Raw genomic sequence first — 26,531 nt, 5'->3', positions numbered from 1 at the left:
CAAAGCCCTCACTAAGAGTATAGCACTTAGCGAGGGCTTTGCCTATTGGTTGTCATTGTTTTGTGAGTGTGGGGCTCCGCCATCGTGCTGGTTTGTCCCAACCTCTTTCTTTCTCTAAAGTTTTCGGTTATTTAGTCTATACTAATAGAGTAACACTTGTCCTAGTATGGAGAAGGACGTTTACGGTATTATATCCCTTTTTGACAAGTGAAAGTATTACTAATTTTATCAAAATAGAACGGAAGAATTTTACTGTTTTACTACTATTGGGAAAATTAGAGAAGTAGTGACTTTGTTGCGTAAAGTTATTACAGTAGGCAAGAATATTAGTCACTTACTAAGTCATTAGCAATTGATAGGAATAATCACCAATTACCCCAATGTGATTATTAAAATATATTGATAACTATTAAAAAACGAACTAGCTAAAAAGTGGTATAATAATTTTTAATTATTGGGAGGAATGAGGGTATGAAACTACAAAGGGCACCTTTGGCAACTGCTGGATTAATTCTAGGGATACTTGGCTTAGGTAATTTAATTAAAGAGATATCCATTTACTTAACAGCTTTATGTGGTATTATTGCAAGCTTATTATTTTTCTATTTAATTTATTCTATGTTAATAGATCGTCAAAGTATCAAGAAACAATGGCAAAATCCCCTTGTTCAATCTGTCTTTACAACATTTTTTATGTCAGGTTTGTTGGCGTTGACTTATGTGAAACAATTTTTTGGGAATCATGATTTGATTGTAAGGTTTTTAAAAAGTTTTTGGTTTATTTGGTTAATTACTCTAGTAATCCATATGTTGCTTTTCTCAAGGAAATATCTAAAATCTTTGTCTCTTACAAATGTCTTTCCTTCTTGGACGGTCTTATATGTTGGTATTGGTGTAGCATCTTTAACATCACCACTAAGTCAGCAATTCTTTTTAGGAAAAGTGATTGTTAGTTATAGCATTGTAGCGACTATTTTAGTTTTACCACTCATTTTCTATCGGTTGAAAAATCATCCGTTGGAAACAACGCTGAAACCGAACACAGCAACAATTTGTGCCCCATTTTCCTTAGTCACAGCAGCTTATCTTTCCAGTTTTGAAACTCCTAATAAATTGATTTTAGGAATTTTAGTGGTAGTATCACAGCTTTTCTATTTTTATATCTTGCTCCAATTACCTAAGCTACTTAATCATCCGTTCACACCAGCTTTTTCAGCTTTTACCTTTCCGCTGGTCATTTCTGCGACAGCTCTAAAAAGTAGTGTCAAGATACTGGTTTCACCTGAACCAATTATTTGGCAGATTTTAGTTGTGTTCGAAATCATGGTCGCAACGCTCATCGTTAGCTATGTCTTGATAGGCTATCTTGGATTTTTCATAGGGAAAAAGTTGCGCTAGAAACATAAAAAGCACGAAAATGTGCTTTTTTACTTATTAAATTCGGCCTTACTTTTAACGTCTCCGTATTCTTCAGCAACTTCTAGGCTGAGAATATCCTGATAGCTTGGCAAGGTGATATCCTTACCGTATTTATTACGAAGTGCTGTTGTGACTAAGCGATAGGCTAAGTTAGCATTGCGTGACAGAATAGGACCGTGGAAATAAGAACCGTAAACATTTTTGTAGTGGACACCCTCAGTGCCGTCTTCGCTATTATTTCCCTTACCATAAATCACTTTTCCAAGTGGCTTCTCATCATCTGAGAGGAAGGTGCGTCCTTGATGGTTTTCAAAACCGTAGTAGGTTTCGTTAAATTCTTCATTGTGAATCTTGATATCACCGATAAAACGATTATTTTCTTGATTGAGGGTATAATGCCCCATCACTCCGATACCATTAATGCGAGCGCCATTTGCTTGAATATAATATTGTCCGAGTAACTGGAAGCCACCACAGATAGCTAGGATAACCTTGTCATTTTGAATGAAACGGTCAATAGGTCCACGTTTACTTGGGAGATCTTTAGCAACGATAGATTGCTCATAATCTTGACCACCGCCAAAAAAGACCATGTCGTAATAGTTATCATCAAATTCATCACCGATAGACACAATATCAAAGGTCATTTTTACCCCTAATTTTTCCCCAACGTATTTCATCATGAGAACATTACCGTTGTCACCGTAAGTGTTTAATAGGTTTCCATAGAGGTGGGCGACATTGAGTTCGTATTGGTAATCCTTGTTTGCAGGAGATTTTAGTGAGGTATAAGTCATTAGTTCATCTCCTTTCCAACAGCATGGCGTTGAGCTAAGAGCTCTCGGAATTCCAGCATAGCAGTGTAAGTAGCAAGAATATAAGCATGATCACTCTCTTGAGTTTCAATTAAATCCATAATATCTTCCAATTTTTCAGCTTGGGTAATTTTAGTTTCATCGTAGCCAGTCACACGCAAGCGACGAGCAATTTCAGAATGACGAACACCACCAGCATTGATTTCAGTAATATCCATCTCATTGATGAGTTCAAAATTAGCATCCCAAATCCAACTAGTATCAATTCCATCAGCATAGTTTGCATTGAGAAGGACAGACAAGCTAAATTGGTAGTCAGCGAGTTTTATCATCTCAAGAGCTTGGCTTGCTCCTACTGGATTTTTAATGAGAACCAGTGTACATGATTTGTTACCAATCTTAAAGGTTTCCTGACGTCCAAAGACAGCACGAGATTGATCAAATCCAGCCTTGATTTTTTCTGGAGAGACACCGAAAAATTCAGCGACAGAAACAGCAGCAAGGGCATTGTAGATATTATAAAGTCCCCCGACATTGATTTTGTAATCCTGGCCATCAATGACAAACTCAGAAGCAGTATTGGTGATTGTTTTTAGTGCTGTTAATTTGTAATTGAGTTCAGGACGTTTGAAGTCACAGTTTGGACAGATATAGTCCCCTAGGTTTGCATAGGTGTTAAGAGTATACTGCAAAATACCTTCACAGTTTGGACATACAATTCCTTCTGTGTTGTAGTGGGCTAAAGCTGGCGCAGCTTTTTCAGTATCAAAACCGTAAAATCGAACGGGATTAACCACTTGTTTTGAGTTGAAAAGAGGGCTGTCGCCATTAGCTAAAATGGTCGCTTGAGGCGCCTTTGCTGCACCGTCTAAAATCATTTGGTAAGTGGTGTAAATCTCACCGTAGCGGTCCATCTGGTCACGGAAAATATTGGTAAAGACGAAAAGGCTTGGTGTGATGTATTCAGTAATCTTTGGAAGGCTAGCCTCGTCAATTTCGAGCACCGCAATTTTTTTACCGGATTTTCCTTTTTTAGCAGTTAAAAAAGTTGACGTAATCCCTGTAATCATATTAGCACCGCTTGGGTTAGTCACAATCTCTCCGAAGGCTTCTTTGAGAATGCCGACAGTGAGAGCTGTTGTGAGGGTTTTACCATTAGTGCCTGTGACAACTACGATCTCGTAATCTTGAGCTAAGCTACTTAAAATATCTTTATCAAATTTAAGAGCAATTTTTCCAGGAAGCGTTGAACCACGTCCTAATTGCGAAAGAATAAAGTGAGCTGATTTACCAGCTAAAATTCCTAGTTTTGTTTTAATAGTCATGAGGATATTTTACCACAAAACATGAAGAGAGTTAAGGAAAAATAGTTTGATTTGTGCTATAATTAGAAAAGAATTTTTGAAAGAACAAGTGATAACGTATGAAGCTATTATCAAATATTGATGTAAATTATTGGACATCTCTGATATCAAGTCCGTGGGTTTTGATGATTAATCTCTTAGATATTATCATTGTTACCTACTTAATTTATCGTTCCATAAGAGCAATTGCTGGAACAAAGGTTATGACACTTATTCAAGGAACAGTATTTTTTGTCTTAACTAAGTTTGTAGCAGAATGGCTGGGCTTTGCCACCATTTCTTATCTAATGAATCAAGTCATTACTTATGGGATTATTGCTGGTGTTATCATCTTTGCTCCAGAAATTAGATCAGGGTTGGAGCGTTTTGGTCGGGCCACAAATAATGTTTTTATTGGAACGCAAGGGATTAAAAATGAAGAAAGAGTTATAGAAGCACTGGTTAAGTCGGTTACTTATATGAGTCCTCGTAAAATAGGTGCACTTATGTCTATTAAGGGGACACAAACTCTGAGAGAATATAAATTGAGTGGGATTCCCCTTAATGCTGATATTTCAAGTCAGCTCCTTATTAACATTTTTATACCAAATACCCCCCTTCACGATGGGGCAGTTATTATTGAAGGAAATAAAGTCGCCACCGCTTGCTCTTATTTGCCTTTATCAGAATCTCAGGCGATTTCTAAAGAATTTGGAACGAGGCATCGTGCAGCAATTGGTTTATCAGAGCATTCGGATGCTCTAACTATCATTGTTTCTGAAGAGACTGGAGCGATTTCTGTTGCCTATAAGGATAATTTTATCCATGATATGAGTGTCGAAAACTTTGAGGCATTGTTAAAAGAGCACTTAATTACGGAAGAAGTTCAAGAAAGTTTTTGGAAACGTTGGTTTGGAGGTGATAGGGTATGAGAAAGAAACTCTTTACAAAAAAATTTGGTATTGGTCTTGTTTCTTTACTTTTCTCGCTTTTGCTTTTTTTTACAGCCACTTCTAGCAATTATAACAGTACACAGGCGCAATTTAATCGAACGACTGAAACCTATAGTCATACTCTTGAAAATATTCCTATTGATATTAAGTATGACAGTGATAAATATTTTATCTCAGGCTACTCTTATGAGACAGAGGTGTATTTGACTTCAACAAATCGCTTGAAATTGGATTCAGAGATTAATCGATCAACAAGAAAATTCAAGGTTGTTGCAGATCTAACGAATTTGACCGAAGGAACGAGCAAGGTCACACTGCAGGTGAAAGATTTACCAGATGATGTATCAGCTACGGTTTCACCGGTCAGCATGTCAGTGACTATTGGAAAGAAAAAAACAGAGACCTTCCCTGTTAGAGTCGAAATAGCAGAAGACCAGTTTGCGGATGGGTATGCACTGAAGTCTTATGAATTGGGCTTGACAAAGGTTAAGGTAACAAGTGATGAGACAATTATTGGACAGATTGATCATGTAGTGGCGACGCTACCAGATGGTATGCGATTGGAGGGTGACTATAATGACAGTATAACCTTGCAAGCTGTTTCTGAAAATGGTATGATTTTACCAGCTGTCATTGAACCAGCAAGCGCTAATTTACAAATTACAGTGAGTAGTTTAACCAAAACAGTACCTATTCGAGTAGATTATACCGGTGAGCTACCTAGTAATGTTTCAGATATCAAATATAGTCTATCCTTTGATAAAACCGTTATTCAAGGTAATCAACAGGCATTGGATGCTATAAGTGAGCTTGTCATTCCAATCAACATTTCAGATATTACAGAATCAACGATTAGAACGATGACTCTAGCAGCGGATGATGTGATTGTGACACCAGCAGTTGTTGATGTGACACTTAATGTTGTGAAGAAGAAATAAATTAGTTATCTAATTGACACTAAAAAGATTTAGACTAAGATAGTGCTTATGATGACATGCTGATTCTGTATGAGGATAAGATGTTGCTCAAAAGAGTTATGATGAGACCGTTATTTCTATATATTGCATATTGCGAAAAAATACCTATAGATATGGAAATAAAAAGGTAATGAGGTTGTTAAACGAGACATTTGAGTTCGGTCTATGCCTCAAACTTTTCACAAGAGAATTTAATTAGTAATATAATAGAAAATTAGAGAAAGGAATTGTTTGGTACTAGCCAATTGTGGTTGGAATTAAACACGGGACGCTGAAAAGTGTCTTATTTCCGAAGTGATTTAGCCATGAACTGGCAAAAAATTAATATAAAAGAAAGGTAATGAGGTTGTTAAACGAGACATTTGAACTCGGTCTGCGTCTCAAACTTTTCGAAAGTAAACTTGTTATTTATAATGTAATAGAAAATTAGAGAAAGGAAATGTTTGATACCGACTAAATTTGGTTGGAATTGAACACGGGACTAATTTCCTGGAAAAAAGATAAATCATTACTAGACGCAAGCGTCGTCGTTTGATTTCCTATTTTTCTACGGAAATTTTCGGCAAGCCGAAATGTCCCTTTGTATCTTATTTATGGGTAAATATTTTGGGACGGATGGTGTCCGTGGTGAGGCTAATGTTGAATTGACGCCAGAATTGGCTTTTAAACTTGGACGTTTTGGTGGTTATGTTCTTAGTCAGCATGAGACAGGGCGTCCGAAAGTTTTTGTGGCGCGTGACACACGTATTTCAGGTGAGATGCTTGAGTCTGCCTTGATTGCAGGTTTGCTTTCAGTTGGTATTGAAGTTTATAAGCTAGGTGTTTTAGCGACACCAGGTGTTTCTTATTTGGTACGTACGGAAAATGCTAGCGCAGGGGTCATGATTTCTGCCAGTCACAATCCTGCCTTGGACAATGGTATCAAATTCTTTGGTGGAGATGGGTTCAAATTAGCAGATGATCAAGAAGCAGAGATTGAAGAACTTCTTGATGCTACTGAAGACACTCTCCCACGTCCATCAGCAGAAGGGCTAGGAACTCTTGTTGACTATCCAGAAGGGCTTCGTAAATATGAGAAATTTATGGTTTCAACGGGGCTTTCTTTAGATGGGATGAAGGTTGCTCTTGATACGGCAAATGGTGCTGCGGCAGCTTCAGCACGCAATATTTTCTTGGATTTAGGTGCAGAAATTACGGTTATAGGAGATAAACCTGATGGCCTTAATATTAATGATGGAGTGGGATCAACCCATCCTGAAAAACTTCAAGAATTAGTCAAAGAGTCAGGCTCTGCTATTGGCCTTGCCTTTGATGGTGATAGTGATCGTCTGATCGCAGTTGATGAAAATGGGGAGATTGTTGACGGTGATAAAATCATGTACATTATCGGTAGGTACATGTCTGAAAAAGGTCAGTTGGCACAAAATACCATTGTCACGACAGTCATGTCAAACCTTGGCTTCCATAAGGCGCTTGATCGCGAGGGAATTGCTAAGGCTGTAACGGCTGTTGGTGACCGCTATGTTGTTGAAGAAATGCGTAAAAACGGCTATAATCTCGGTGGTGAGCAGTCTGGTCATGTGATTATCATGGATTATAACACGACTGGTGATGGGCAATTAACAGCAATTCAGTTGACAAAGGTGATGCAAGAAACTGGAAAAACTCTTTCGGAGTTGGCTTCTGAAGTGACGATTTATCCACAAAAATTGGTTAATATCCGTGTGGAAAATAGCATGAAAGATAAGGCGATGGAAGTTCCTGCCATTGCAGCCATCATTGAAAAAATGGAAAATGAAATGAATGGTAATGGTCGCATCTTGGTACGTCCAAGTGGAACAGAGCCTTTGCTCCGTGTCATGGCAGAAGCACCAACACATGAGCAAGTAGATTACTACGTTGACACCATTGCAGATGTTGTCCGTGTAGAAATTGGAATTGATTAATAGGAATTGAAAGGTTGGTATTGCCCAGCCTTTTTACTATGGTGTATAGGATATTTTCGTTTTAGGATTGTTTCAGATGTTAGCTCTGCCTTTTTCCAAATCTATGATATAATAGAAGAAATCTAACAAAGAAAAGAGAAATTAAAATGACATTCAAATCAGGCTTCGTAGCCATTCTTGGTCGTCCAAACGTTGGGAAATCGACCTTTCTAAACCATGTCATGGGGCAGAAAATTGCCATCATGAGTGACAAGGCGCAAACAACGCGCAATAAAATCATGGGTATTTACACGACAGAGACTGAGCAAATTGTCTTCATTGATACCCCAGGGATTCACAAGCCCAAAACGGCGCTTGGCGATTTCATGGTGGAATCTGCCTACTCAACCCTCCGTGAAGTAGAGACAGTTCTCTTTATGGTGCCTGCGGATGAGGCGCGTGGTAAAGGGGATGACATGATTATTGAGCGCTTAAAGGCTGCCAAAATCCCTGTTATCCTTGTGATTAACAAGATTGACAAGGTTCATCCAGACCAATTGCTAGCGCAGATTGATGATTTCCGTAGTCAAATGGACTTCAAAGAAATTATCCCAATCTCAGCTCTTCAAGGTAATAATGTTGAAACACTGATTAAGGTTTTGACAGATAATCTGGAAGAAGGTTTCCAATATTTCCCAGAAGACCAAATCACAGACCACCCAGAGCGCTTCCTTGTGTCAGAAATGATCCGTGAGAAAGTCTTGCACCTAACTCAACAGGAAGTTCCCCACTCAGTAGCCGTAGTGATTGAATCAATGAAGCGTGACGAGGAGACAGATAAGGTTCACATCCGTGCAACGATCATGGTTGAACGTGATAGCCAAAAAGGCATTATCATCGGCAAGCAAGGTGCCATGCTCAAAAAGATTGGCAAAATGGCACGTCGCGATATCGAAATCATGCTTGGTGACAAAGTCTATCTAGAAACTTGGGTCAAAGTCAAAAAAAACTGGCGAGACAAAAAACTCGACCTCGCCGACTTTGGCTACAATGAGAAAGAGTACTAATGATTAAGCCAGTTGACAGCCATTCTTTGTCTGACTGGTCAGCTCTGGCGTCAACCGTTTGGCAGACAGAACGGTTGCAGTTAGAAAAAGACTTCCAGATTGGTAGCTTCCCTTATGAGTTTCTCTTTTGGCAAAATGGCAGAGCAGTTGCATTTATCAGTCTATCTATCCGAAAGGACTATGTTGAAGGGGCAAAGACCAGTCCAGTTGCGTATCTGGAAGGAATTAATGTTCTATCAGATTACCAGAGAAGTGGTATAGCGAAAGAACTAATTGATTTTGCTCGCCAATGGGCTAGAAATCAGGGGATTAGACAATTGGCATCAAATTGTGAACTAGATAATCTGACTAGCCAAGCTTTTCATAGTGCAGTAGGCTTCAAAGAAGTCAGCAGAACTGTCAATTATGTGTTAGATTGTTAAGGAGAACACATGAACCAAGATTATATTTCCTACATGCGTTCCAAAGTGGGACATGATAAGATTATTCTCAACTTCGCTGGTGGCATTTTAGCTAATGATGAGGGCAAGGTCCTTATGCAGTTGCGTGGGGATAAGAAAACATGGGCGATTCCAGGTGGCACTATGGAATTGGGTGAGAGTTCAGTTGACACCGCTGAGCGAGAGTTTCTGGAGGAAACAGGGATTGCAGTAGAAGCGCTTCGGTTGCTAAATGTCTACACCAACTTTGAAGAAATCTATCCAAATGGTGACAAGGTGCAGACGATTGTTTTTATCTATGAATTAAAAGCAGTCTCGGAAATAAAAATTGAAAACTTTCAAAATGAAGAAACACTGCGATTGCAATTCTTCTCACGTGACGAAATCGCACAACTCGAATCGGTATCTGGCAAACACCGCCTCATGTTGGACGAGTATTTCACAGGTGAATTTGCCTTGGGACATTAAACGAATCAACGCACCAATTTTGGTGCGTTTTTGTTTTTTTATGATATAATAAACCTTGAATAGAGGAGGGACTTATGATTGGAGAGAATATCAAATCTTTACGAAAAACGCATGATTTGACACAGCCAGAGTTCGCTAAGATAGTGGGGATTTCACGCAATAGCCTTAGCCGCTATGAAAATGGAACGAGTTCTGTCTCGACAGAACTAATAGACCGTATTTGTCAGAAATTCAATGTGTCTTATGTTGATATTGTAGGAGAAGAAAAACTGTTAACACCAGTAGAAGATTATCAATTGACACTAAAAATAGAAGTCATCAAAGAGCGTGGCGCAGCGATTTTATCTCAACTATATCGCTATCAAGATAGTCAAGGAATCGCTTTTGACGATGAGACCAATCCTTGGATTTTAATGAGTGATGACTTGTCAGACCTTATCAATACTAAGATTTACCTTGTCAATACCTTTGATGAAGTGGAGCGTTACAATGGTTATTTGGATGGTATTGAGCGTATGTTGGTACTTGCTCGTCATCAGGTGGTGGCTTAATGGCACTGGCAGACTATCATCAAGATGACTTTGACTTTGCCTTAAAACGAACCATTCGTTCCTTAACTCGTGGCAAGGAGACATCAGTTAACCCAAAAGCCATCTTACTTGGCGGGCAAAGCGGAGCAGGGAAAACAACGATACACCGTATCAAGCAGAAAGAATTTCAAGGGAATATCATCATTATTGACGGTGATAGCTACCGCTCTTTACACCCGAATTATCTAGCCTTGCAGGAAGAATACGGAAAAAATAGCGTAGATTATACCAAAGGATTTGCAGGAAAAATGGTAGAACACCTTGTTGATGAACTCAGCAAGCAAGGTTATCATTTGTTAATTGAAGGAACCTTGAGAACGGCAGAAGTCCCACGAAAAACAGCTCAGTTATTGAAATCAAGAGGCTATCAAGTCTCGTTAGCTTTGATAGCAACCAAACCTGAATTGTCCTATCTCAGCACCTTAATCCGCTACGAGGAAGTCTATGCCGTAAATCCAAGCCAAGCTCGAGCAACGCCTAAAGAACATCACGATGGTATTGTAGACCATTTAGTCGATAATCTAAGAGGGTTAGAAAACGATAAACTCTTTGGCCAGATTCAAATCTATCAGAGAGATAGAAACTGCGTCTATGATTCTGAAACAGATAATGGCCCAGCGACAGAAGTGCTACAAGAATGCCTCTTTGGAAAATGGAGCAAGGTGGAGGAGGAGATGATGAAGGTGGGTAAAATTCAACTTAATGAATTGATTGAGAAAAATAGACATTGATATTTTACAGATAAAAATTACCTAAGAAATATTGAGAGCTATCCAGTTCTCTTTTTTCTTTCTCAATTTCTAGAATAGGAATTTTCTCCTTCAAATAAAAAACAGTCGATTATAAAAATGACTGTTTTTTTGTTGCGCGTGTTCAATCCGCTTGAATAATGGTGGTGCTTTGTCCGAATTCATCCAGCTGTTCTTGGGTGATTTGATTATCGGTAATGATAGCATCTAGCTGGTCTAATGTATAAAAGTTAAAGAAGTCATAGCGGTTAAATTTTGTACTATCAACCAACAAGATTTTTTCAACAGCATTATCAAGTGCTAATTGTTGAATTTCTCCTTCAACATCACTATAAGTAGCAATGGCGTTATCTGAAACAGCATTGGCACTTACAAAGGCTTTAGAGAATCGCAAGGTTTTTAAGTTAGCTGTTGCCATTGAGCCAATAAAAGCACCGGTGACTTCTCTATACTCTCCACCAATTAATAAAAGGTCTATGGTTTGACTATGGTTGAGGATAAGGAAAACTGGAAGACTGTTGGTGATCACGCGGATATTGCGAGATTTTAACTCAATAGCTAAATGTTCAAGGGTAGTACCTGGTCCAATAAAAATGGTTTCGCCATCTGTGATTAGTGAGTTAGCTTTTTGAGCAATGCGTTTTTTCTCTTTGGTTTGAAGTACTTTTTTTTCAATATGTGTTTTTTCATGAGGTCCTTCAGGATTATAGATACGTTGAGCTCCTCCATGTGTACGGGTCAAAAGACCTTCTTCGGCTAAAGCGTCCAAATCTCTACGGGCAGTCATATCAGAAATGTTTAATTCTTTTATCATTTCTTTAACAGTGATAATACCGTCAACTTTTAACATATCTAAGATACGTTCATGCCTTTCTTTTTTTATCATAATTTATTCCCTTTCAATTGTATTAAAAGATTTATTGTTACTATTTTACCATAAAACAAACAAATAAACAATAAAATGAAACAAAACAAACAAAAAAGAAAATTAATGATACATTGTAGTTAACTATAAGTAAAAATCGAATTATTTCTAGCTTTCAATTAATAATGAATATCAATTTTAATTGAAATTCTAACTAAAAAACACATAAAACCAACAAAACAAACACAATATGTTAAAAAAGATAAAAAAAAAACAAAAAAGTGTTGACTTTTGTTTTTATCGGTGATATTATAATGCCATAGAAATAATGAAAGCGTTATTTCAAACAGTTTTGCAAAAATTTATCGTCGATGTAGCTACATTCAATTATTTTCTAATGTAACAGGAGAAAGAAAATGGCAGTAATTATTGGTGCTGATAAAGCAGGTACAGAACTTAAAGAGACAGTTAAATCATACTTGATTGAACTTGGTAAAGAAGTTGTTGATGTGAGTAAAGATGGTCAAGACTTCGTAGATGTAACTTTAGCAGTTGCTAAAGAAGTGACTTCTAACGATTCAAACTTAGGAATCGTAGTTGATGCGTATGGTGTGGGACCTTTCATGACAGCAACTAAAATCAAAGGGATGATTGCTGCGGAAGTTTCAGATGAACGCTCTGCTTATATGACACGTGGTCACAATAACTCACGTATCATTACCATTGGTTCTGAAATTGTAGGACCTGGTGTTGCCAAAAATATCGCTAAAGGATTTGTTGAAGGTGAATATGATGGAGGTCGCCACCAAATTCGTGTTGATATGTTGAATAAAATGTGCTAAAAAATCAAAAGTTAAAATTAGAGGAGAAAACAAATGAAAATTGCAGTAGGCTGTGACCACATTGTAACTAACGATAAAATTGCTGTCGTAGATTATTTGAAAACACAAGGTTATGAGGTAATTGACTGCGGAACTTACGATAACATTCGCACACACTACCCAATCTTTGGTAAAAAAGTTGGTGAGGCAGTAGCGAGTGGTGAGGCCGATCTTGGTGTATGTATCTGTGGGACTGGTGTTGGAATTAACAATGCTGTCAATAAAGTTCCTGGTATTCGCTCTGCTCTTGTTCGTGATATGACATCAGCTATCTACGCCAAAGAAGAATTGAATGCCAATGTAATTGGTTTTGGTGGCAAAATTACAGGTGGCTTATTGATGACAGATATTATTGAAGCATTCATCCATGCAGAATATAAACCAACAGAAGAAAATAAAAAGTTGATTGAAAAAATTCAACATGTTGAAACACTCAATCAAGGACAAGCTGACCCACACTTCTTTGATGAATTCCTAGAAAAATGGGATCGTGGTGAATATCACGACTAAGGGGTAAGGTTATGATTCTGACAATAACAACGAATCCGTCAGTTGACATTTCTTATCCGCTTGAACAATTCAAATTAGATACCGTGAATCGTGTTGCTAAAACGCATAAAACTCCTGGTGGAAAGGGTTTGAATGTTACTCGAGTTCTTTCCCAACTGGGAGATGATGTGATTGCAAGTGGTTTGTTAGGCGGTAAAATTGGAGAATTCATAGAGAGTGAACTAGATAAGTCAAGTGTGAAACACTCCTTTTATAAGATTGCTGGAGAAACGAGAAACTGTATTGCCATTTTGCATGATGGAAATCAAACAGAGATTCTTGAACAAGGTCCAACGATTAGTGAAGAAGAAGCAACAGGATTCTTAGGCTATTTTGAAAAGTTGGTTCCAGATTTAGGGATTGTAGCCATCTCAGGTAGTCTTCCTAAAGGTCTCAATACAAACTTTTATTCTCGTATGATAGGGATTTGTAATAAATATAATATTCCAGTTGTATTAGATTGCTCAGGAATCGCACTATTCAGCGTATTGGATGGAGACAATAAACCGACAGTTATTAAACCAAATACTGAGGAACTTTCTCAGCTAGTTGGCATTGAAGTAACAGATGATATTGATAGTTTGAAATCAGTTCTTGAAAATTCTCTTTTTGATGGGATTGAATGGGTGATTGTCTCACTTGGTTCAAAAGGAGCCTTTGCAAAACATCATGATGTTTTTTATAAGGTATCTATTCCCAAAATTGAAGTGGTCAATCCTGTTGGTTCAGGAGACTCAACAGTAGCTGGAATTACATCTGCTTTAGTTCATAACGATAGTGATGAGAATTTATTGAAAAAGGCAAATGTACTTGGTATGTTGAATGCTCAAGAAGCACTAACAGGCTATGTCAATCTTAATAATTACGATAGTTTATTTAATCAGATAGAAGTAACAGAGGTATAAAAATGGTATTAACAGCACAAAAACGTTCATTGATGGAAAAAGTCAGCGATAAAAATGGTGTTATTTCAGCATTGGCTTTTGACCAACGTGGAGCTCTTAAAAAAATGATGGCAAAACATCAAACTGAAGAACCAACGGTTGAACAGATCGAAACATTGAAAACAATTGTTTCAGAAGAATTGACAAAGTATGCGTCCTCTATTCTTCTTGATCCAGAGTACGGTTTACCAGCGTCTAAAGCTCGTGCAGACGAAGCAGGACTATTACTTGCTTATGAAAAAACAGGATACGATGCAAGCACAACGAGTCGTTTACCAGATTGTTTGGATGATTGGTCAGTCAAACGCCTTAAAGAACAGGGTGCCGATACACTGAAATTTTTGCTATACTATGATGTAGATGGTGATGAGCAAGTAAACCGTCAGAAACAAGCATACATTGAACGTATTGGTTCTGAATGTAAGGCGGAAGATATTCCGTTCTTCCTTGAAATACTGTCTTATGACGAAGGTATTGCAGACAACACAGGTGTTGAGTTCGCCAAAGTAAAACCTCGTAAAGTGAATGAAGCGATGAAAGTCTTCTCAGATGAGCGTTTCGGTATTGATGTTCTTAAGGTTGAAGTTCCAGTCAATATGAATTTCGTTGAAGGTTTTGGTGATGGTGAAGTTGTCTACACTAAGGAAGAAGCAACACAACACTTCCGTGACCAGGAATCTTCAACACACCTACCTTATATCTATTTAAGTGCGGGTGTTTCTGCTAAATTATTCCAAGATACCTTGGTATTTGCGGCAGAATCAGGTGCAAAATTCAATGGTGTTCTTTGTGGACGTGCAACATGGGCTGGATCAGTTCAAGTTTTCATTGAACAAGGGGAAGAAGTAGCTCGTGAATGGTTACGTACAACTGGATTCCAAAATATTGATGAATTGAACAAAGTTTTGGAAAAAACTGCTAGTCCTTGGACTGCAAAAGTATAATCATAAAAATTTTCGGAGGAAAATATCATGAATAGAGAAGAAATCACTCTTTTAGGATTTGAAATTGTTGCTTATGCTGGAGATGCACGCTCTAAGTTTTTAGAGGCTCTCAAAGCAGCTCAAGCAGGCGACTATGCTAAAGCTGAAGAATTGATTGCAGCTGGTGGTGAGTGCTTAAATGATGCACACAATGCTCAGACAAGTCTTCTACAAAAAGAAGCAGCTGGTGAGGATCTTGCCTTTAGTGTTACCTTAATGCATGGTCAAGATCACTTGATGACTACAATCTTACTTCAAGACCTAATGAAACATATGATTGAGTTGTATAAGAGAGGAGCCAAATAATGAAAGGGTTTATTGCTCAAATTGAGAAAGGGAAACCTTTCTTTGAGAAGATTTCTCGGAATATTTACCTCCGTGCTATTCGTGATGGCTTTATCGCTGGTATGCCAGTCATTCTTTTCTCAAGTATTTTCATCTTAATTGCTTATGTTCCTAATGCTTGGGGATTCAAATGGAGTGCTGATATTGAAACACTTTTGATGACTCCATACAATTATTCAATGGGAATTCTTGGATTGTTTGTTGCTGGTACAACTGCAAAAGCATTAACTGATTCGATGAACCGCTCATTGCCTAGCACAAATCAAATTAACTTCATTTCTACAATGCTTGCAGCCATTGTTGGATTCCTGTTGATGGCTGCTAATCCAGCAAAAGATGGTGGTTTCTTAACTGGATTTATGGGTACTAAAGGTTTGCTTACAGCCTTCATTGCAGCCTTTATTACAGTGAATGTTTACAAAGTTTGTGTGAAAAATAATGTTACCATTCGTATGCCTGATGAAGTTCCACCGAATATTTCACAAGTATTTAAAGATTTAATCCCATTTACTGTCTCAGTCGTATTGCTTTACGCTATTGAACTTCTTGTACATAATGCACTAGGTGTAAATGTTGCGGAATCAATTGGTAAATTATTAGCTCCGTTGTTCCAAGCAGCAGATGGTTATGTTGGTATTACCATTATCTTTGGTGCCTTTGCATTCTTCTGGTTTGTTGGTATCCACGGACCTTCAATTGTTGAGCCAGCTATCGCAGCTATTACCTATGCCAATGCTGAAGCTAACTTACAATTGCTTCAAGCAGGGGAACATGCTGATAAGATTTTGACATCAGGTACTCAAATGTTCATCGTTACGATGGGTGGTACTGGTGCAACATTGGTTGTTCCGTTCATGTTTATGTGGTTGACGAAATCAAAACGTAATAAAGCGATTGGACGTGCGTCTGTTGTTCCTACTTTCTTTGGAGTTAACGAACCAATTTTGTTCGGTGCTCCACTGGTATTGAACCCAATTTTCTTCATTCCATTTATCTTAACTCCAATTGTTAACGTTTGGATTTTCAAATTCTTTATTGATAGTCTAGGAATGAACAGTTTTACTGCAAACTTACCTTGGACAACACCAGCTCCCCTAGGACTTGTACTAGGTACTAACTTCCAGGTTCTATCATTCATCTTAGCTGCTGTTTTGATAGTTGTTGATGTTGCCATTTACTACCCATTCTTGAAGGTTTATGACCAACAAATTCTTGAAGAAGAACGAACTGGTAAATCTTCAGATGAGTTGAAAGAAAAAGTAGCCGCAAACTTCAATACAGCAAAAGCTGATGCCATTCTTGAAAAAGCAGGAGCAACTGAAACTGTTGAATCAAAAGAAATTACTGAACAAACAAATGTTTTGGTTCTCTGTGCAGGTGGAGGAACAAGTGGTCTTCTTGCAAATGCTTTGACAAAAGCAGCTAAAGAATATGGTGTTCCAGTTACTGCAGCAGCAGGAAGCTATGGTGGTCACCGTGAAATCTTGCCGCAATATCAACTCGTTATCCTTGCTCCTCAAGTAGCGTCAAACTATGAAGATTTGAAAGTAGAAACAGATAAACTTGGTATCAAATTAGCTAAAACTGAAGGTGCACAATACATCAAATTGACTCGTGATGGACAAGGCGCATTGGACTTTGTTAAACAACAAATGGAAAATTAAAATAGACAACATTAGGGAAGGTTGGGGGAACTCAACTTCCCTTTTTAGATGAAGAGGAAAAACAAATGTCAAAAACATTACCTAAAGATTTTATTTTCGGTGGTGCAACAGCAGCATATCAAGCCGAAGGTGCTACTAAAACAGACGGTAAAGGTCCAGTTGCTTGGGACAAATACCTAGAAGATAATTACTGGTATACGGCTGAGCCAGCAAGTGATTTCTATAATCGCTATCCTGTTGACTTGAAGTTATCTGAAGAATTTGGTGTTAATGGAATCCGTATTTCAATCGCTTGGTCTCGTATTTTCCCAACAGGATTTGGACTAGTCAATGAAAAAGGTGTTGAATTCTATCATAATCTTTTTGCTGAGTGTCATAAGCGTGGCGTTGAGCCATTTGTAACTCTTCACCACTTTGATACTCCTGAAGCTTTACATTCAAATGGCGATTTCTTAAATCGTGAAAATATTGACCATTTTGTTAACTATGCAGAATTCTGTTTTAAAGAATTTACAGAAGTTAATTATTGGACAACCTTTAATGAAATTGGACCAATTGGTGATGGACAATATCTTGTTGGTAAATTCCCACCAGGTATCAAATACGATCTTGCTAAAGTCTTCCAATCACACCATAACATGATGGTTTCTCATGCTCGTGCTGTGAAACTGTTTAAAGATGGTGGATATAAGGGTGAAATTGGAGTAGTACATGCTCTACCTACAAAATATCCGTTTGATAAAAACAACCCAGATGATGTTAGAGCGGCGGAACTTGAAGATATTATCCATAATAAATTCATTCTTGATGCAACTTATTTAGGTGGTTACTCAGAGAAAACATTGGAAGGTGTTAATCATATTCTTGCACTTAATGGAGGTCCACTAGATCTTCGTGATGAAGATTTTGAAGCACTTGAAGCTGCAAAAGATTTGAATGATTTCCTTGGTATTAATTATTACATGAGTGACTGGATGCAGGCTTTTGATGGACCAACGGAAATTATCCATAACGGTAAAGGTGAAAAAGGAAGCTCTAAGTACCAAATTAAAGGTGTCGGACGCCGTGAAGCACCAGTTGATGTACCTAAGACGGATTGGGACTGGATTATATATCCGCAAGGTCTGTATGATCAAATTATGCGAGTAAAACGAGAATATCCAAATTACAAGAAAATTTATATCACTGAAAATGGTTTGGGATATAAAGATGAATTTGTTGATAACACGGTGTATGACGATGGACGTATTGACTATGTGAAGAAACACTTAGAAGTCATTTCAGATGCGATTGAAGATGGAGCCAATGTTAAAGGATACTTTATTTGGTCCTTGATGGATGTTTTCTCATGGTCAAATGGTTATGAAAAACGCTATGGTCTCTTCTATGTAGATTTTGAGACACAGGAACGTTATCCGAAAAAATCAGCCTACTGGTATAAACAAGTAGCAGAAACTCAGGTTATTGAATAGATAGTATTCTTCTTAAAAATTTCTAACGCAAGATAAGAGTGTGGGTTTAATACTGACGCTCTTGTTTTGTATAACGGAGGGAAAAATATGGTTATTGAATTAAAAAATGAACAGTTAACAGTACAGTTTTCGGAGTTTGGTGGTGCTTTATCTTCTATTAAAGATAAAGATGGAGTTGAATACCTTTGGCAAGGTAATCCAGAATATTGGAGTGGACAAGCGCCAGTTTTATTTCCGATTTGTGGTAGTGTAAGGGATGATAAAGTGTTTATAGATGAAAAAGTGAGAAATATCCCGAGACATGGATTGGTTAGAAAGGAAAATTTTGATTATTGTAAGATAGATGACAGCACAGTGTCCTTTAGTTTTAAGGCTAATGAAAAAACACTTAAAGAATATCCTTATCATTTTGTGTTGAATATTATATATAAATTACATGGTTCAACAATAACAACGGAATATCAGGTGACAAGCAGTGAAATTGAACGTTCAATTCCTTACTTTATTGGAGGTCACCCAGGATTTAATTGCCCTTTAGAAAATAACGAGAAATACGAAGATTATTATTTAGAATTTTCTGAACATGAAACATGTAGCATTCCAAAGAGTTTCCCAGATACTGGATTACTTGATTTACAAGATAGAACCCCTTTTCTTGAAAATCAAAATAAACTAGATTTGAATTATTCTTTGTTTTCACACGATGCTATTACCCTAGATCAACTAAAGTCACGTAGTGTCAGTTTGAAGTCTAAAAAAAGTAATAAGGGAATTAAGGTGGATTTTAAAGATTTTCCACATTTAATTATTTGGTCTACCACTAATCAAAGTCCATTTATAGCCTTAGAGCCATGGAGTGGATTATCAACATCATTAGAGGAATCAGATATATTGGAAGAGAAACAGGGGGTTACATTTGTAGAACCAAGTCAAACGAGTATTAAATCATTTGCTATTACAATATTGTGACGAAAGTGTTGTTTGAAAAAAACTTTTCTTGTAAAAATGACAGATAGCAAGTATGGTAGAAAACCTCAACTCGAATCGGTATCTGGCAAACACCGCCTCATGTTGGAGGAGTATTTCACAGGTGAATTTGCTTTGGGGCATTAAGCAAACTGAAAAGTTGGGCTTTGCTCAGCTTTTTTGTTAAAATGATAGTAGCGATTACTCAATGAGAGGAGAACGTATGCCAGAGTTACCAGAAGTAGAGACGGTGCGCCGTGGTTTGGAGCGGTTGATTGTGGGTCGGACGATTATAGCTGTTAAGATTTTGTATTCTCCCATGGTCAAGACAGGTGCCGAAGAGCTTAGCTTATCCTTGTTGGGGTTACAGATTGAGGCGATGCGCCGCCGTGGCAAGTATTTGATTTTTGATTTTGGACAAGCGGTGCTGATTTCTCATTTACGGATGGAAGGGAAGTACTTGGTCTTTTCGGATAAGAGGCAAGTGCCAGAAAACAAGCATTTTCATGCCTTCTTCACCTTGGATAATGGGGCTGTGCTAGTCTATCAAGATGTTCGTAAGTTTGGGACTATGGAATTACTAGCTAAGGCGGAGGAAGCGGCTTATTTTCAGCAGAAAAAAATCGGTCCAGAGCCGACCAAGGAGGCTTTTAAGCTGAAACCTTTTGAAGAAGCTCTGCTATTATCCCAAAAACTCATTAAACCCTATCTCTTGGAGCAAAGTCTGGTAGCAGGGCTTGGCAATATCTATGTGGATGAGGTACTCTGGGCGAGCAAGGTCCATCCAGAGCGTGTGGCGAGTAGTTTGAAAAAGGCTGAAATCAAGCGGCTGCATGATGAGACCATACGGATATTGCAGCTGGGGATTGAAAAAGGTGGCTCGACCATTCGGACCTATCAGAATGCCCTGGGGCTTAATGGAACCATGCAGGAGTATCATCAGGTGTATGGTAAGACAGGCGAGCCTTGTGCCCGTTGTGGCCGTGAGATTGTGAAAATTCAAGTGAGAGGGCGGGGCAGTCATTTCTGTCCAAGGTGTCAGAAGTTATGAAAAAAGTGATTGGTCTGACAGGAGGGATCGCTTCTGGAAAATCAACTGTCTCCGCTTATTTAAGAGAGAAAGGCTATGCAGTGGTTGATGCTGATCAGGTGGTTCGAGACTTGCAGCAAAAAGGGGGCACTCTTTATCAGGTTTTATTGGAGTGGCTTGGAGAAGGGATTTTACAAGCAGATGGTGAGCTGAATCGTTCGGAAATAGGGAAGCAGATTTTTGCTTCTAAGGAAATGTTGGCAGCGTCTGCAGAGCGTCAAAATCCGATCATTAGACAAGCCTTGTGGGAGCAAAAAGAAGCACTTCTGGCGACGGAAGAGGTGGTTATTCTTGATATTCCGCTCTTATTTGAACAAGGGTATGAGAGTTGGTGTGATGAGGTTTGGTTGGTCTGGGTTGACGAACAAACTCAGCTAACCCGCTTGAGAGTGCGAAACGGTTATACCGAAGCAGAGGCGAAGCAACGGATCGCAGCGCAAATGCCCTTAGCTGATAAGAAAGAAAAAGCCAGCCACTGGATTGACAATAATGGGAAGCTGGCAGAAACCTTTGCACAGGTAGATGCTTTATTGCGATAGAAGAGGGAGTCAGCTCCCTCTTTTGTCTTGTTTGTTTTGTATGACTTTGCTATAATAATGTTAAAAAGGAGATGATGAGATGAAATTGATTGTTCGGGAATTGCAAAAATCGTTTCAAGAAAAAGAAGTGCTCAAGGGAGTCACTTATACCTTTTCATCGGGAGAGATTACGGGGCTTTTAGGGAGAAATGGTGCTGGAAAGACAACTTTCTTCAATGTGCTTTATGGGGATCTTATGGCTGATGGCGGTGAGCTCTTTCTTGAAGAAAATGGGGTTGAACATCCGCTACAAGTTGAAGATGTGGGCATGGTATTTTCGGAAAATTACCTACCAGAATTTTTAACAGGTTACGAATTTATCACCTTTTACATGGACTTGCATGCTCAGTCTGATAGTCGTTCGGTGGATGATTATTTAGATTTTATGGAGATTAGTCAGGAAGATCGACATCGGATTATCAAAGGGTACTCAGATGGAATGAAAAGTAAGCTATCTTTGCTCTGCATTTTTATTTCAAAACCTAAGGTCATTTTATTAGATGAACCCTTGACAGCAGTTGATGTGGTGTCAAGTATTGCAATTAAGCGCTTTTTATTAGCATTGAAAGATAATCATATCCTCATTTTATCGACGCATATCATGGCTTTGGCAGAAGATTTGTGTGACAAGGTCGTGGTTTTGGACAAAGGTATTTTGATGGCGCTTGACGTTGACAAGAAACATGAGCAATTTGAAGAGAAAGTTTTGGAAGCCTTGCAAGGAGGCACTTATGAAACTTAGTCAGATAATGAGAGTTTTGTTTCAGGTTAGCAATGCCAAGCAGTACAATTCATTGATCCATTTTTTACAAAAGATGCCATGGTTAGGTAAAAAGATTCCTAATCGTTGGTACAGAGCCGATGACGTCAAGGTCGTGATGATGATTCTTAAGGGCTTACTGATACCAGTTGACCTCTTTGGCAAGTCAATTATCTACACCTTTTTTTGCCTAGGCTCTGGGTTCGTCTTGAAGGAATTGCTCCCTAAATTTTTGGATTTGGAAAAAGCTTCCGCAGATCACTATTCTTTAATCTTAATGATTATTTTTTCAGTCCTATTTGCCACCATTTTTGAGATGAAATGGGTTGAAAAATCAGATGTGGAATCCAGTCAAGCCATTCGTATTTTTAAGATTCTTCCTAGAAACTATTTACTGGCTCGAGAAGTAATGGTATTTGGGCGGGGACTGATAGCAAGAAGTGTTGTGTTTGGTGTTTATTTTGGGACACTTGGAATGCCTTTTTGGTACGGTTTGACGTTTGCCCTGTTGCTCTCTGGATTGCGTATAGGTGTCAAAGTGATAGGGATTCCTCTTTATGTTTGGAATCACGAAAAAGCTGACAAACTGATGACGAGGGGACAAATTATTGGGTTCTTCGTTGTGGTTGGTCTAGGTGGAGCCTTAGTTTTTCTAGGAGAACAGTTTTCACCTCACATACTTATGGGATTACCTGCTGGGCTAATTGGGTCAGTGATGTGGTTATTTTCTTATCACTATCTTAAAAATCATCCTCAGATTAATCAGCTAACGCGCAGCCTCTTGACCCATGCAGCTCTAAAAGAAAGTGCAACAGCTGTTGAAAATATCGAAGCAGCTGCAATGGAAATCAAGGATAAGGATTTTGAGATTAATCATCAAAAGGTAATCAGAGATGATTTAACAGGAGTTGCTTTTCTCAATGCCATTTTCATGCAGCGTCTTGGAAAACACCTCAAAAGAGAAATTAAATGGCGCTTGATTATTATTGGTGGGATAGGTGCTCTGATTTTAATCGTTAAGACGATTTTTGAATCCAATAAACAAGTCATCACAGATGATACATTTTTCTGGCAGAGTTTATTTGTGACAGTGGTGATTGGCTATCTTCTTTATGTGGGGGAATCTTATGTCAAGTTTTGTTTCTATCATCTAGACAGACCGCTTTTAAAATATCATTATTACCGTAGAAAAGATGTGATTCTAGCAACTTTTTTAGAACGGTTTAAAAGCTATCTACGCCATAATTTTCCTATCTTTTTATTGCTGTCGGTCATTTATTGTCTGATTTACATGGCATTTTTTGATTGGAACATAGCAGGGCTTCTGATGATTATTGTTGGCCAAATCCTATCAGTTACCTTTTTTAGTCTGTATTTCCTTTATTTTTATTTTCTGCTTCAGCCTTTTAATGATGGCATGAAATCAAAAAGTAAGTTATATAATATTTTAACGGGAATCATTTATTACGCAGGTTATCAGATCATCCGACTGGCGAATCATATGACATTCCCAATTTTGATGGGGATTTTGTTAGGAATTGCCATTTTTCTTATAGCTGGGTTCTTTGCGGTGCTCCGCTTTGCTCCCAAAACCTTTAAATTAAGGTCTTAAGGAAATTTATAATGTGAAAGTTTGGCTAGTCAAATATCAGAGATGGGAAAATGGGGCGAATACCTGTTTTCCCTCCTACTTTTTTAACCCTATCTCAAATATGTGTTATAATAAAAGAGTTGATACGTAGAAGATAAGGTGTTTGTCTAAACAGATGTGATGACCTATTGACCTTTTCTTGAATAACATTAAGGAAGTAAACGGATGTCTACAGTAACTATTGCTAAAAATGAAACCACAGATGTAGCTTTCCAGCTGGCGATGCTCAATCGTCACGGCCTCATTGCAGGTGCCACAGGAACGGGTAAAACGGTCACGCTAAAAGTCATTGCGGAACAGCTTAGTTTAGCAGGGGTTCCTGTCTTTTTAGCCGATATCAAAGGGGACTTGACCAATCTTGCGAAAGAAGGCGAGGTGACAGAGAAGTTAGCCGTGCGTCTTGATAAACTTGGGATTAGTGACTACGAGCCACAGGCCTTTCCAGTGCGTCTTTGGGATGTCTTTGGGGAACAGGGGCATCCTGTGCGTGCCACCATTTCTGAGATGGGACCGCTCTTGTTGTCTCGTCTACTAGGGCTTAACGATACACAAACTGGCATTTTAAACATCGCTTTTAAGATTGCGGATGAAAAAGGCTGGCTTCTGATTGATTTGAAGGATTTACAGTCTCTTTTACGGGAAATAGCAGAGCATGACAGTGAGTATTCAGCAGTATATGGGAACATTGCTAAACAGTCTGTAGCAGCTATTCAGCGGAGCTTATTAGTAATAGAGCAAGAAGGTGGTGAGCTTTTCTTTGGCGAACCTGCCTTGGACTTGAAGGACTTTATGAGCCTTGATGAACACGGTCAGGGAGTCATTAACATTCTTAATGCAACCAAGCTTTTCCAAGCCCCAACACTCTATGCGACCTTCCTCTTATGGCTCTTGTCAGAGCTCTATGAAAACCTACCAGAAGTTGGTGACCTTAACAAGCCAAAATTCGTCTTCTTCTTTGATGAAGCTCACCTGCTCTTTAAGGATGCTCCAAAAGTCTTTGTGGAAAAAATTGAACAGATGGTTCGCCTCATTCGCTCCAAAGGTGTGGGAATTTTCTTTATCACCCAAAATCCGATGGATTTGCCAGAAACAGTCTTAGCTCAGCTCGGTAATCGAGTTCAGCACGCTCTTCGTGCCTATACGCCAAAAGAAATCAAAGCCGTTAAAACAGCTGCAGAGACCTTCAGACAAAATCCAGAGCTTGATGTTGTGACGGCTATTACTGAATTACAGGTTGGTGAAGCCTTGATTTCCCTTCTGAATGAAGAGGCTCAGCCAACAGCAGTCGAACGTGCCTTTGTTATGCCACCTAAGAGTAGCTTTGATGTTCTTAGCGCCTTAGAAGTACAGGCTATCGTTGGCAATTCACCGTTTGACGAGAAATACCGTGAGATTATTGATCGAGAATCAGCTCACGAACTGTTGGCCAAAAAAATTTTGCAAGAAGCGGAAGCAGCTAAACAAGCTGAAGAGCGTAAGCAATTAGAAAAAGAAAAAGCAGCTTTGGAAAAAGCGAAAGCTAAAACGGCAAGTGGCGGTGGACGTCAACGAAAATCAACGGTTGAAAAAGCAGCGGATGCCTTTTTGACAACAGCCGTTCGTACCATTGGTCGTGAGCTTGTTCGGGGACTTTTTGGAAGTCTTAAAAAACGCAGATAAGAGAAAGTGTGACTATTATCGCCAGTATCAATTGGAAAAACAATATGCGAATTGCCTGGTTAGGCAATTTTCTAACAGGGGCAAGCTATTCACTAGTTATGCCCTTTATGGCGCTTTATGTAGAAGAACTTGGAGCGCCACAAGGAACGGTTGAATTTTACGCTGGATTGGCAGTAGCTCTAGCGGCTCTAGCTTCGGGTGTCTGTGCCCCTATTTGGGGGCGTTTGGCAGATCGTTATGGGCGTAAAATCATGATGGTCAGAGCGGCCTTTGTCATGACCTTTACCATGGGAGGGCTCGCCTTTGTGCCTAATGTTTTTTGGCTTTTGGTCTTAAGGCTGTTAAATGGGATGTTTTCCGGTTATGTGCCTAATGCCAACGCCCTTATTGCATCTCAGGCCCCTAAGGATCAGTCGGGTTATGCTTTAGGAAATTTAGCCACGGGTGTCATTGGCGGGAGCCTGATTGGCCCCATTTTTGGAGGCGTCCTAGCAGAATTTTTGGGCATTCGCAATGTGTTTCTATTAGTGGGTGCTTTACTCTTTATCGTAACCTTGTTAACGGTTTACTACGTCAAGGAGGACTTTACCCCTGTAACAAGGGAGCAACAATTGTCGACCAGACAAGTGTTTCACTCTGTAAAAAATCGGCAAATGTTAGTAGGACTCTTTATTACTAGCATGATTATCCAAATTTCAGCCCAGTCGGTATCACCGATTCTCTCCCTCTATATTCGCTATCTTGGAACGACTGAAAATCTCATGTTTATTTCGGGAACAATCGTGTCTGCCATGGGAGTATCCAGCCTGATTTCAAGCGGTCGACTGGGGAAAGTTGGCGATAAAATTGGTAACCATAGGCTGATTTTAGCAGGTCTTTGCTACTGCGGTGTCCTTTATCTATTCTTGGCTCAGGCGGAAAATGCGGTGCAACTCGGCCTGTTGCGTTTTCTTTTCGGTTTTGGAACAGGAGCTTTGATGCCATCAGTCAATGCCTTACTAACTAAAATTACACCAACCGAACACATTTCCACCATTTTTAGTTATAATCAGATGATGACCAATTTTGGTCAAGTCATCGGTCCCTTTGTTGGCTCTACCGTAGCAACTGTATGGGGATTTCGCTGGGTCTTTTATGTAACTGCAGGAATCGTCTTTTTCAACCTTGCCTGGAGTCTAATTAATTTCAGAAAATATCTTAGAAATCGAGAAATCTAGTGCGCGTTAAAATCAATTTAAAATGTCAGGAGTGTGGGAGTAAAAACTACCTGACAAGTAAAAATAAACAAACTCATCCTGAGAAGATTCAGGTGCTGAAATATTGTCCAAAAGAGAGAAAAGTAACCTTACATGTTGAAACCTGAGGAAACTTATGGTAA

The 26,531-nt window shown here is 38.8% G+C and carries 27 protein-coding genes and 1 pseudogene; 25 read left to right on the top strand and 3 right to left on the bottom strand.

The annotated features are described in order from the left end of the window. Positions 1-471: 471 nt before the first annotated feature. Positions 472-1,398: a TDT family transporter gene (locus tag ACFPQ3_RS02145; RefSeq protein ID WP_156806403.1), complete on the top strand. Its 927-nt coding sequence runs from the start codon at positions 472-474 to the stop codon at positions 1,396-1,398. Positions 1,399-1,427: 29 nt separating this feature from the next. Here ACFPQ3_RS02145 and gatD read toward each other — a convergent pair whose 3' ends face one another. Together gatD and murT are read right to left on the bottom strand one after the other, a co-directional pair. Beyond that, entirely contained in the window at positions 1,428-2,216 is a 789-nt protein-coding gene (gene gatD, locus ACFPQ3_RS02140; protein ID WP_156806402.1) for a lipid II isoglutaminyl synthase subunit GatD, read from the bottom strand. Continuing rightward, positions 2,216-3,559: a lipid II isoglutaminyl synthase subunit MurT gene (murT, locus tag ACFPQ3_RS02135; protein WP_156806401.1), complete on the bottom strand. Its 1,344-nt coding sequence runs from the start codon at positions 3,557-3,559 to the stop codon at positions 2,216-2,218. Before murT ends, gatD begins: the two co-directional genes overlap by 1 nt. Before the next feature lie 98 nt (positions 3,560-3,657). Here murT and cdaA point away from each other — a divergent pair, with 98 nt between their 5' ends. From cdaA to pezT, 8 genes are all read left to right on the top strand, one after another. Further along, complete coding sequence (cdaA, locus tag ACFPQ3_RS02130) at positions 3,658-4,509, top strand: diadenylate cyclase CdaA (RefSeq protein ID WP_156806400.1); 852 nt, start codon at positions 3,658-3,660, stop codon at positions 4,507-4,509. Next, a complete protein-coding gene (locus ACFPQ3_RS02125) occupies positions 4,506-5,468 on the top strand; it encodes a CdaR family protein (RefSeq protein WP_156806399.1) in 963 nt (320 codons plus the stop codon). Before cdaA ends, ACFPQ3_RS02125 begins: the two co-directional genes overlap by 4 nt. Before the next feature lie 632 nt (positions 5,469-6,100). Next, positions 6,101-7,453, top strand: coding sequence for a phosphoglucosamine mutase (glmM, locus tag ACFPQ3_RS02120; RefSeq protein WP_156806398.1), 1,353 nt, complete (start codon positions 6,101-6,103; stop codon positions 7,451-7,453). A gap of 146 nt (positions 7,454-7,599) precedes the next feature. After that, a complete protein-coding gene (gene era, locus ACFPQ3_RS02115) occupies positions 7,600-8,499 on the top strand; it encodes a GTPase Era (RefSeq protein ID WP_156806397.1) in 900 nt (299 codons plus the stop codon). After that, entirely contained in the window at positions 8,499-8,921 is a 423-nt protein-coding gene (locus tag ACFPQ3_RS02110) for a GNAT family N-acetyltransferase (RefSeq protein ID WP_156806396.1), read from the top strand. The genes era and ACFPQ3_RS02110 overlap by 1 nt, the downstream gene beginning before the upstream one ends. A gap of 9 nt (positions 8,922-8,930) precedes the next feature. After that, the gene (locus ACFPQ3_RS02105) at positions 8,931-9,407 is read left to right on the top strand and encodes an NUDIX hydrolase (RefSeq protein WP_156806395.1); all 477 of its coding nucleotides are present in this window, start codon (positions 8,931-8,933) and stop codon (positions 9,405-9,407) included. 74 nt (positions 9,408-9,481) lie between these two features. Continuing rightward, positions 9,482-9,958, top strand: coding sequence for a type II toxin-antitoxin system antitoxin PezA (gene pezA, locus ACFPQ3_RS02100; protein ID WP_156806394.1), 477 nt, complete (start codon positions 9,482-9,484; stop codon positions 9,956-9,958). After that, positions 9,958-10,728 carry a type II toxin-antitoxin system toxin PezT gene (gene pezT / locus ACFPQ3_RS02095; RefSeq protein WP_156806393.1) on the top strand — a complete coding sequence of 257 codons (771 nt, stop codon included), beginning with the start codon at positions 9,958-9,960 and terminating at the stop codon, positions 10,726-10,728. Before pezA ends, pezT begins: the two co-directional genes overlap by 1 nt. A gap of 142 nt (positions 10,729-10,870) precedes the next feature. Here pezT and ACFPQ3_RS02090 read toward each other — a convergent pair whose 3' ends face one another. Further along, a complete protein-coding gene (locus tag ACFPQ3_RS02090) occupies positions 10,871-11,632 on the bottom strand; it encodes a DeoR/GlpR family DNA-binding transcription regulator (protein ID WP_156806392.1) in 762 nt (253 codons plus the stop codon). Between the two features lie 395 nt (positions 11,633-12,027). On the opposite strand from ACFPQ3_RS02090, the gene lacA reads away from it, so the two are divergent. The 16 genes and pseudogenes from lacA (at position 12,028) to rpmG (ending at position 26,516) form a co-directional block, all read left to right on the top strand. Further along, a complete protein-coding gene (gene lacA, locus ACFPQ3_RS02085) occupies positions 12,028-12,453 on the top strand; it encodes a galactose-6-phosphate isomerase subunit LacA (RefSeq protein WP_003084983.1) in 426 nt (141 codons plus the stop codon). A 33-nt stretch (positions 12,454-12,486) separates the two neighbouring features. Then, positions 12,487-13,002: a galactose-6-phosphate isomerase subunit LacB gene (lacB, locus tag ACFPQ3_RS02080; protein WP_002936382.1), complete on the top strand. Its 516-nt coding sequence runs from the start codon at positions 12,487-12,489 to the stop codon at positions 13,000-13,002. An 11-nt stretch (positions 13,003-13,013) separates the two neighbouring features. Continuing rightward, positions 13,014-13,946 carry a tagatose-6-phosphate kinase gene (gene lacC / locus ACFPQ3_RS02075; protein ID WP_156806391.1) on the top strand — a complete coding sequence of 311 codons (933 nt, stop codon included), beginning with the start codon at positions 13,014-13,016 and terminating at the stop codon, positions 13,944-13,946. 2 nt (positions 13,947-13,948) lie between these two features. After that, entirely contained in the window at positions 13,949-14,929 is a 981-nt protein-coding gene (gene lacD / locus ACFPQ3_RS02070) for a tagatose-bisphosphate aldolase (protein ID WP_156806390.1), read from the top strand. Between the two features lie 27 nt (positions 14,930-14,956). Then, complete coding sequence (locus ACFPQ3_RS02065) at positions 14,957-15,274, top strand: PTS lactose/cellobiose transporter subunit IIA (protein ID WP_024409319.1); 318 nt, start codon at positions 14,957-14,959, stop codon at positions 15,272-15,274. After that, the gene (locus ACFPQ3_RS02060; protein ID WP_156806389.1) at positions 15,274-16,977 is read left to right on the top strand and encodes a lactose-specific PTS transporter subunit EIIC; all 1,704 of its coding nucleotides are present in this window, start codon (positions 15,274-15,276) and stop codon (positions 16,975-16,977) included. Before ACFPQ3_RS02065 ends, ACFPQ3_RS02060 begins: the two co-directional genes overlap by 1 nt. A 65-nt stretch (positions 16,978-17,042) precedes the next feature. Further along, complete coding sequence (lacG, locus tag ACFPQ3_RS02055) at positions 17,043-18,449, top strand: 6-phospho-beta-galactosidase (RefSeq protein ID WP_156806388.1); 1,407 nt, start codon at positions 17,043-17,045, stop codon at positions 18,447-18,449. Between the two features lie 87 nt (positions 18,450-18,536). Further along, entirely contained in the window at positions 18,537-19,418 is an 882-nt protein-coding gene (locus tag ACFPQ3_RS02050) for an aldose 1-epimerase family protein (RefSeq protein ID WP_156806387.1), read from the top strand. 66 nt (positions 19,419-19,484) lie between these two features. After that, positions 19,485-19,562, top strand: a pseudogene (locus tag ACFPQ3_RS02045) (DNA mismatch repair protein MutT); the annotation flags it as partial. Positions 19,563-19,638: 76 nt separating this feature from the next. Continuing rightward, positions 19,639-20,466 (top strand): DNA-formamidopyrimidine glycosylase, encoded by an 828-nt coding sequence (mutM, locus tag ACFPQ3_RS02040; protein ID WP_156806386.1) that lies wholly within the window; start codon positions 19,639-19,641, stop codon positions 20,464-20,466. Further along, positions 20,463-21,044, top strand: a complete 582-nt coding sequence (gene coaE / locus ACFPQ3_RS02035; protein WP_156806385.1) for a dephospho-CoA kinase — start codon at positions 20,463-20,465, stop codon at positions 21,042-21,044. Before mutM ends, coaE begins: the two co-directional genes overlap by 4 nt. A 79-nt stretch (positions 21,045-21,123) precedes the next feature. Beyond that, entirely contained in the window at positions 21,124-21,825 is a 702-nt protein-coding gene (locus ACFPQ3_RS02030) for an ABC transporter ATP-binding protein (RefSeq protein WP_156806384.1), read from the top strand. Further along, the gene (locus ACFPQ3_RS02025) at positions 21,815-23,455 is read left to right on the top strand and encodes a hypothetical protein (protein ID WP_156806383.1); all 1,641 of its coding nucleotides are present in this window, start codon (positions 21,815-21,817) and stop codon (positions 23,453-23,455) included. The genes ACFPQ3_RS02030 and ACFPQ3_RS02025 overlap by 11 nt, the downstream gene beginning before the upstream one ends. 204 nt (positions 23,456-23,659) lie before the next feature. Next, a complete protein-coding gene (locus ACFPQ3_RS02020) occupies positions 23,660-25,153 on the top strand; it encodes a helicase HerA-like domain-containing protein (RefSeq protein ID WP_156806382.1) in 1,494 nt (497 codons plus the stop codon). A gap of 44 nt (positions 25,154-25,197) precedes the next feature. Next, positions 25,198-26,370: a multidrug efflux MFS transporter gene (locus tag ACFPQ3_RS02015; protein ID WP_156806381.1), complete on the top strand. Its 1,173-nt coding sequence runs from the start codon at positions 25,198-25,200 to the stop codon at positions 26,368-26,370. Next, on the top strand, positions 26,370-26,516 hold the full coding sequence (gene rpmG / locus ACFPQ3_RS02010; protein ID WP_156806380.1) for a 50S ribosomal protein L33: 147 nt from the start codon (positions 26,370-26,372) through the stop codon (positions 26,514-26,516). Before ACFPQ3_RS02015 ends, rpmG begins: the two co-directional genes overlap by 1 nt. Positions 26,517-26,531 lie beyond the last annotated feature (15 nt).

The sequence above is a fragment of the Streptococcus caledonicus genome (assembly GCF_042656225.1).
Lineage (GTDB): Bacteria > Bacillota > Bacilli > Lactobacillales > Streptococcaceae > Streptococcus > Streptococcus caledonicus.
The sequence above is the reverse complement of the archived record's forward strand: the minus strand, read 5'-3'. Positions and strand labels throughout refer to the sequence as shown.

What these genes read in the sequence shown, in the direction of transcription:
- ACFPQ3_RS02145 (WP_156806403.1), top strand. Translation starts at nt 472, where the DNA reads ATGAAACTACAAAGGGCACCTTTGGCAACTGCTGGATTAATTCTAGGG.
- gatD (WP_156806402.1), bottom strand. Translation starts at nt 2,216, where the DNA reads ATGACTTATACCTCACTAAAATCTCCTGCAAACAAGGATTACCAATAC.
- murT (WP_156806401.1), bottom strand. Translation starts at nt 3,559, where the DNA reads ATGACTATTAAAACAAAACTAGGAATTTTAGCTGGTAAATCAGCTCAC.
- cdaA (WP_156806400.1), top strand. Translation starts at nt 3,658, where the DNA reads ATGAAGCTATTATCAAATATTGATGTAAATTATTGGACATCTCTGATA.
- ACFPQ3_RS02125 (WP_156806399.1), top strand. Translation starts at nt 4,506, where the DNA reads ATGAGAAAGAAACTCTTTACAAAAAAATTTGGTATTGGTCTTGTTTCT.
- glmM (WP_156806398.1), top strand. Translation starts at nt 6,101, where the DNA reads ATGGGTAAATATTTTGGGACGGATGGTGTCCGTGGTGAGGCTAATGTT.
- era (WP_156806397.1), top strand. Translation starts at nt 7,600, where the DNA reads ATGACATTCAAATCAGGCTTCGTAGCCATTCTTGGTCGTCCAAACGTT.
- ACFPQ3_RS02110 (WP_156806396.1), top strand. Translation starts at nt 8,499, where the DNA reads ATGATTAAGCCAGTTGACAGCCATTCTTTGTCTGACTGGTCAGCTCTG.
- ACFPQ3_RS02105 (WP_156806395.1), top strand. Translation starts at nt 8,931, where the DNA reads ATGAACCAAGATTATATTTCCTACATGCGTTCCAAAGTGGGACATGAT.
- pezA (WP_156806394.1), top strand. Translation starts at nt 9,482, where the DNA reads ATGATTGGAGAGAATATCAAATCTTTACGAAAAACGCATGATTTGACA.
- pezT (WP_156806393.1), top strand. Translation starts at nt 9,958, where the DNA reads ATGGCACTGGCAGACTATCATCAAGATGACTTTGACTTTGCCTTAAAA.
- ACFPQ3_RS02090 (WP_156806392.1), bottom strand. Translation starts at nt 11,632, where the DNA reads ATGATAAAAAAAGAAAGGCATGAACGTATCTTAGATATGTTAAAAGTT.
- lacA (WP_003084983.1), top strand. Translation starts at nt 12,028, where the DNA reads ATGGCAGTAATTATTGGTGCTGATAAAGCAGGTACAGAACTTAAAGAG.
- lacB (WP_002936382.1), top strand. Translation starts at nt 12,487, where the DNA reads ATGAAAATTGCAGTAGGCTGTGACCACATTGTAACTAACGATAAAATT.
- lacC (WP_156806391.1), top strand. Translation starts at nt 13,014, where the DNA reads ATGATTCTGACAATAACAACGAATCCGTCAGTTGACATTTCTTATCCG.
- lacD (WP_156806390.1), top strand. Translation starts at nt 13,949, where the DNA reads ATGGTATTAACAGCACAAAAACGTTCATTGATGGAAAAAGTCAGCGAT.
- ACFPQ3_RS02065 (WP_024409319.1), top strand. Translation starts at nt 14,957, where the DNA reads ATGAATAGAGAAGAAATCACTCTTTTAGGATTTGAAATTGTTGCTTAT.
- ACFPQ3_RS02060 (WP_156806389.1), top strand. Translation starts at nt 15,274, where the DNA reads ATGAAAGGGTTTATTGCTCAAATTGAGAAAGGGAAACCTTTCTTTGAG.
- lacG (WP_156806388.1), top strand. Translation starts at nt 17,043, where the DNA reads ATGTCAAAAACATTACCTAAAGATTTTATTTTCGGTGGTGCAACAGCA.
- ACFPQ3_RS02050 (WP_156806387.1), top strand. Translation starts at nt 18,537, where the DNA reads ATGGTTATTGAATTAAAAAATGAACAGTTAACAGTACAGTTTTCGGAG.
- mutM (WP_156806386.1), top strand. Translation starts at nt 19,639, where the DNA reads ATGCCAGAGTTACCAGAAGTAGAGACGGTGCGCCGTGGTTTGGAGCGG.
- coaE (WP_156806385.1), top strand. Translation starts at nt 20,463, where the DNA reads ATGAAAAAAGTGATTGGTCTGACAGGAGGGATCGCTTCTGGAAAATCA.
- ACFPQ3_RS02030 (WP_156806384.1), top strand. Translation starts at nt 21,124, where the DNA reads ATGAAATTGATTGTTCGGGAATTGCAAAAATCGTTTCAAGAAAAAGAA.
- ACFPQ3_RS02025 (WP_156806383.1), top strand. Translation starts at nt 21,815, where the DNA reads ATGAAACTTAGTCAGATAATGAGAGTTTTGTTTCAGGTTAGCAATGCC.
- ACFPQ3_RS02020 (WP_156806382.1), top strand. Translation starts at nt 23,660, where the DNA reads ATGTCTACAGTAACTATTGCTAAAAATGAAACCACAGATGTAGCTTTC.
- ACFPQ3_RS02015 (WP_156806381.1), top strand. Translation starts at nt 25,198, where the DNA reads ATGCGAATTGCCTGGTTAGGCAATTTTCTAACAGGGGCAAGCTATTCA.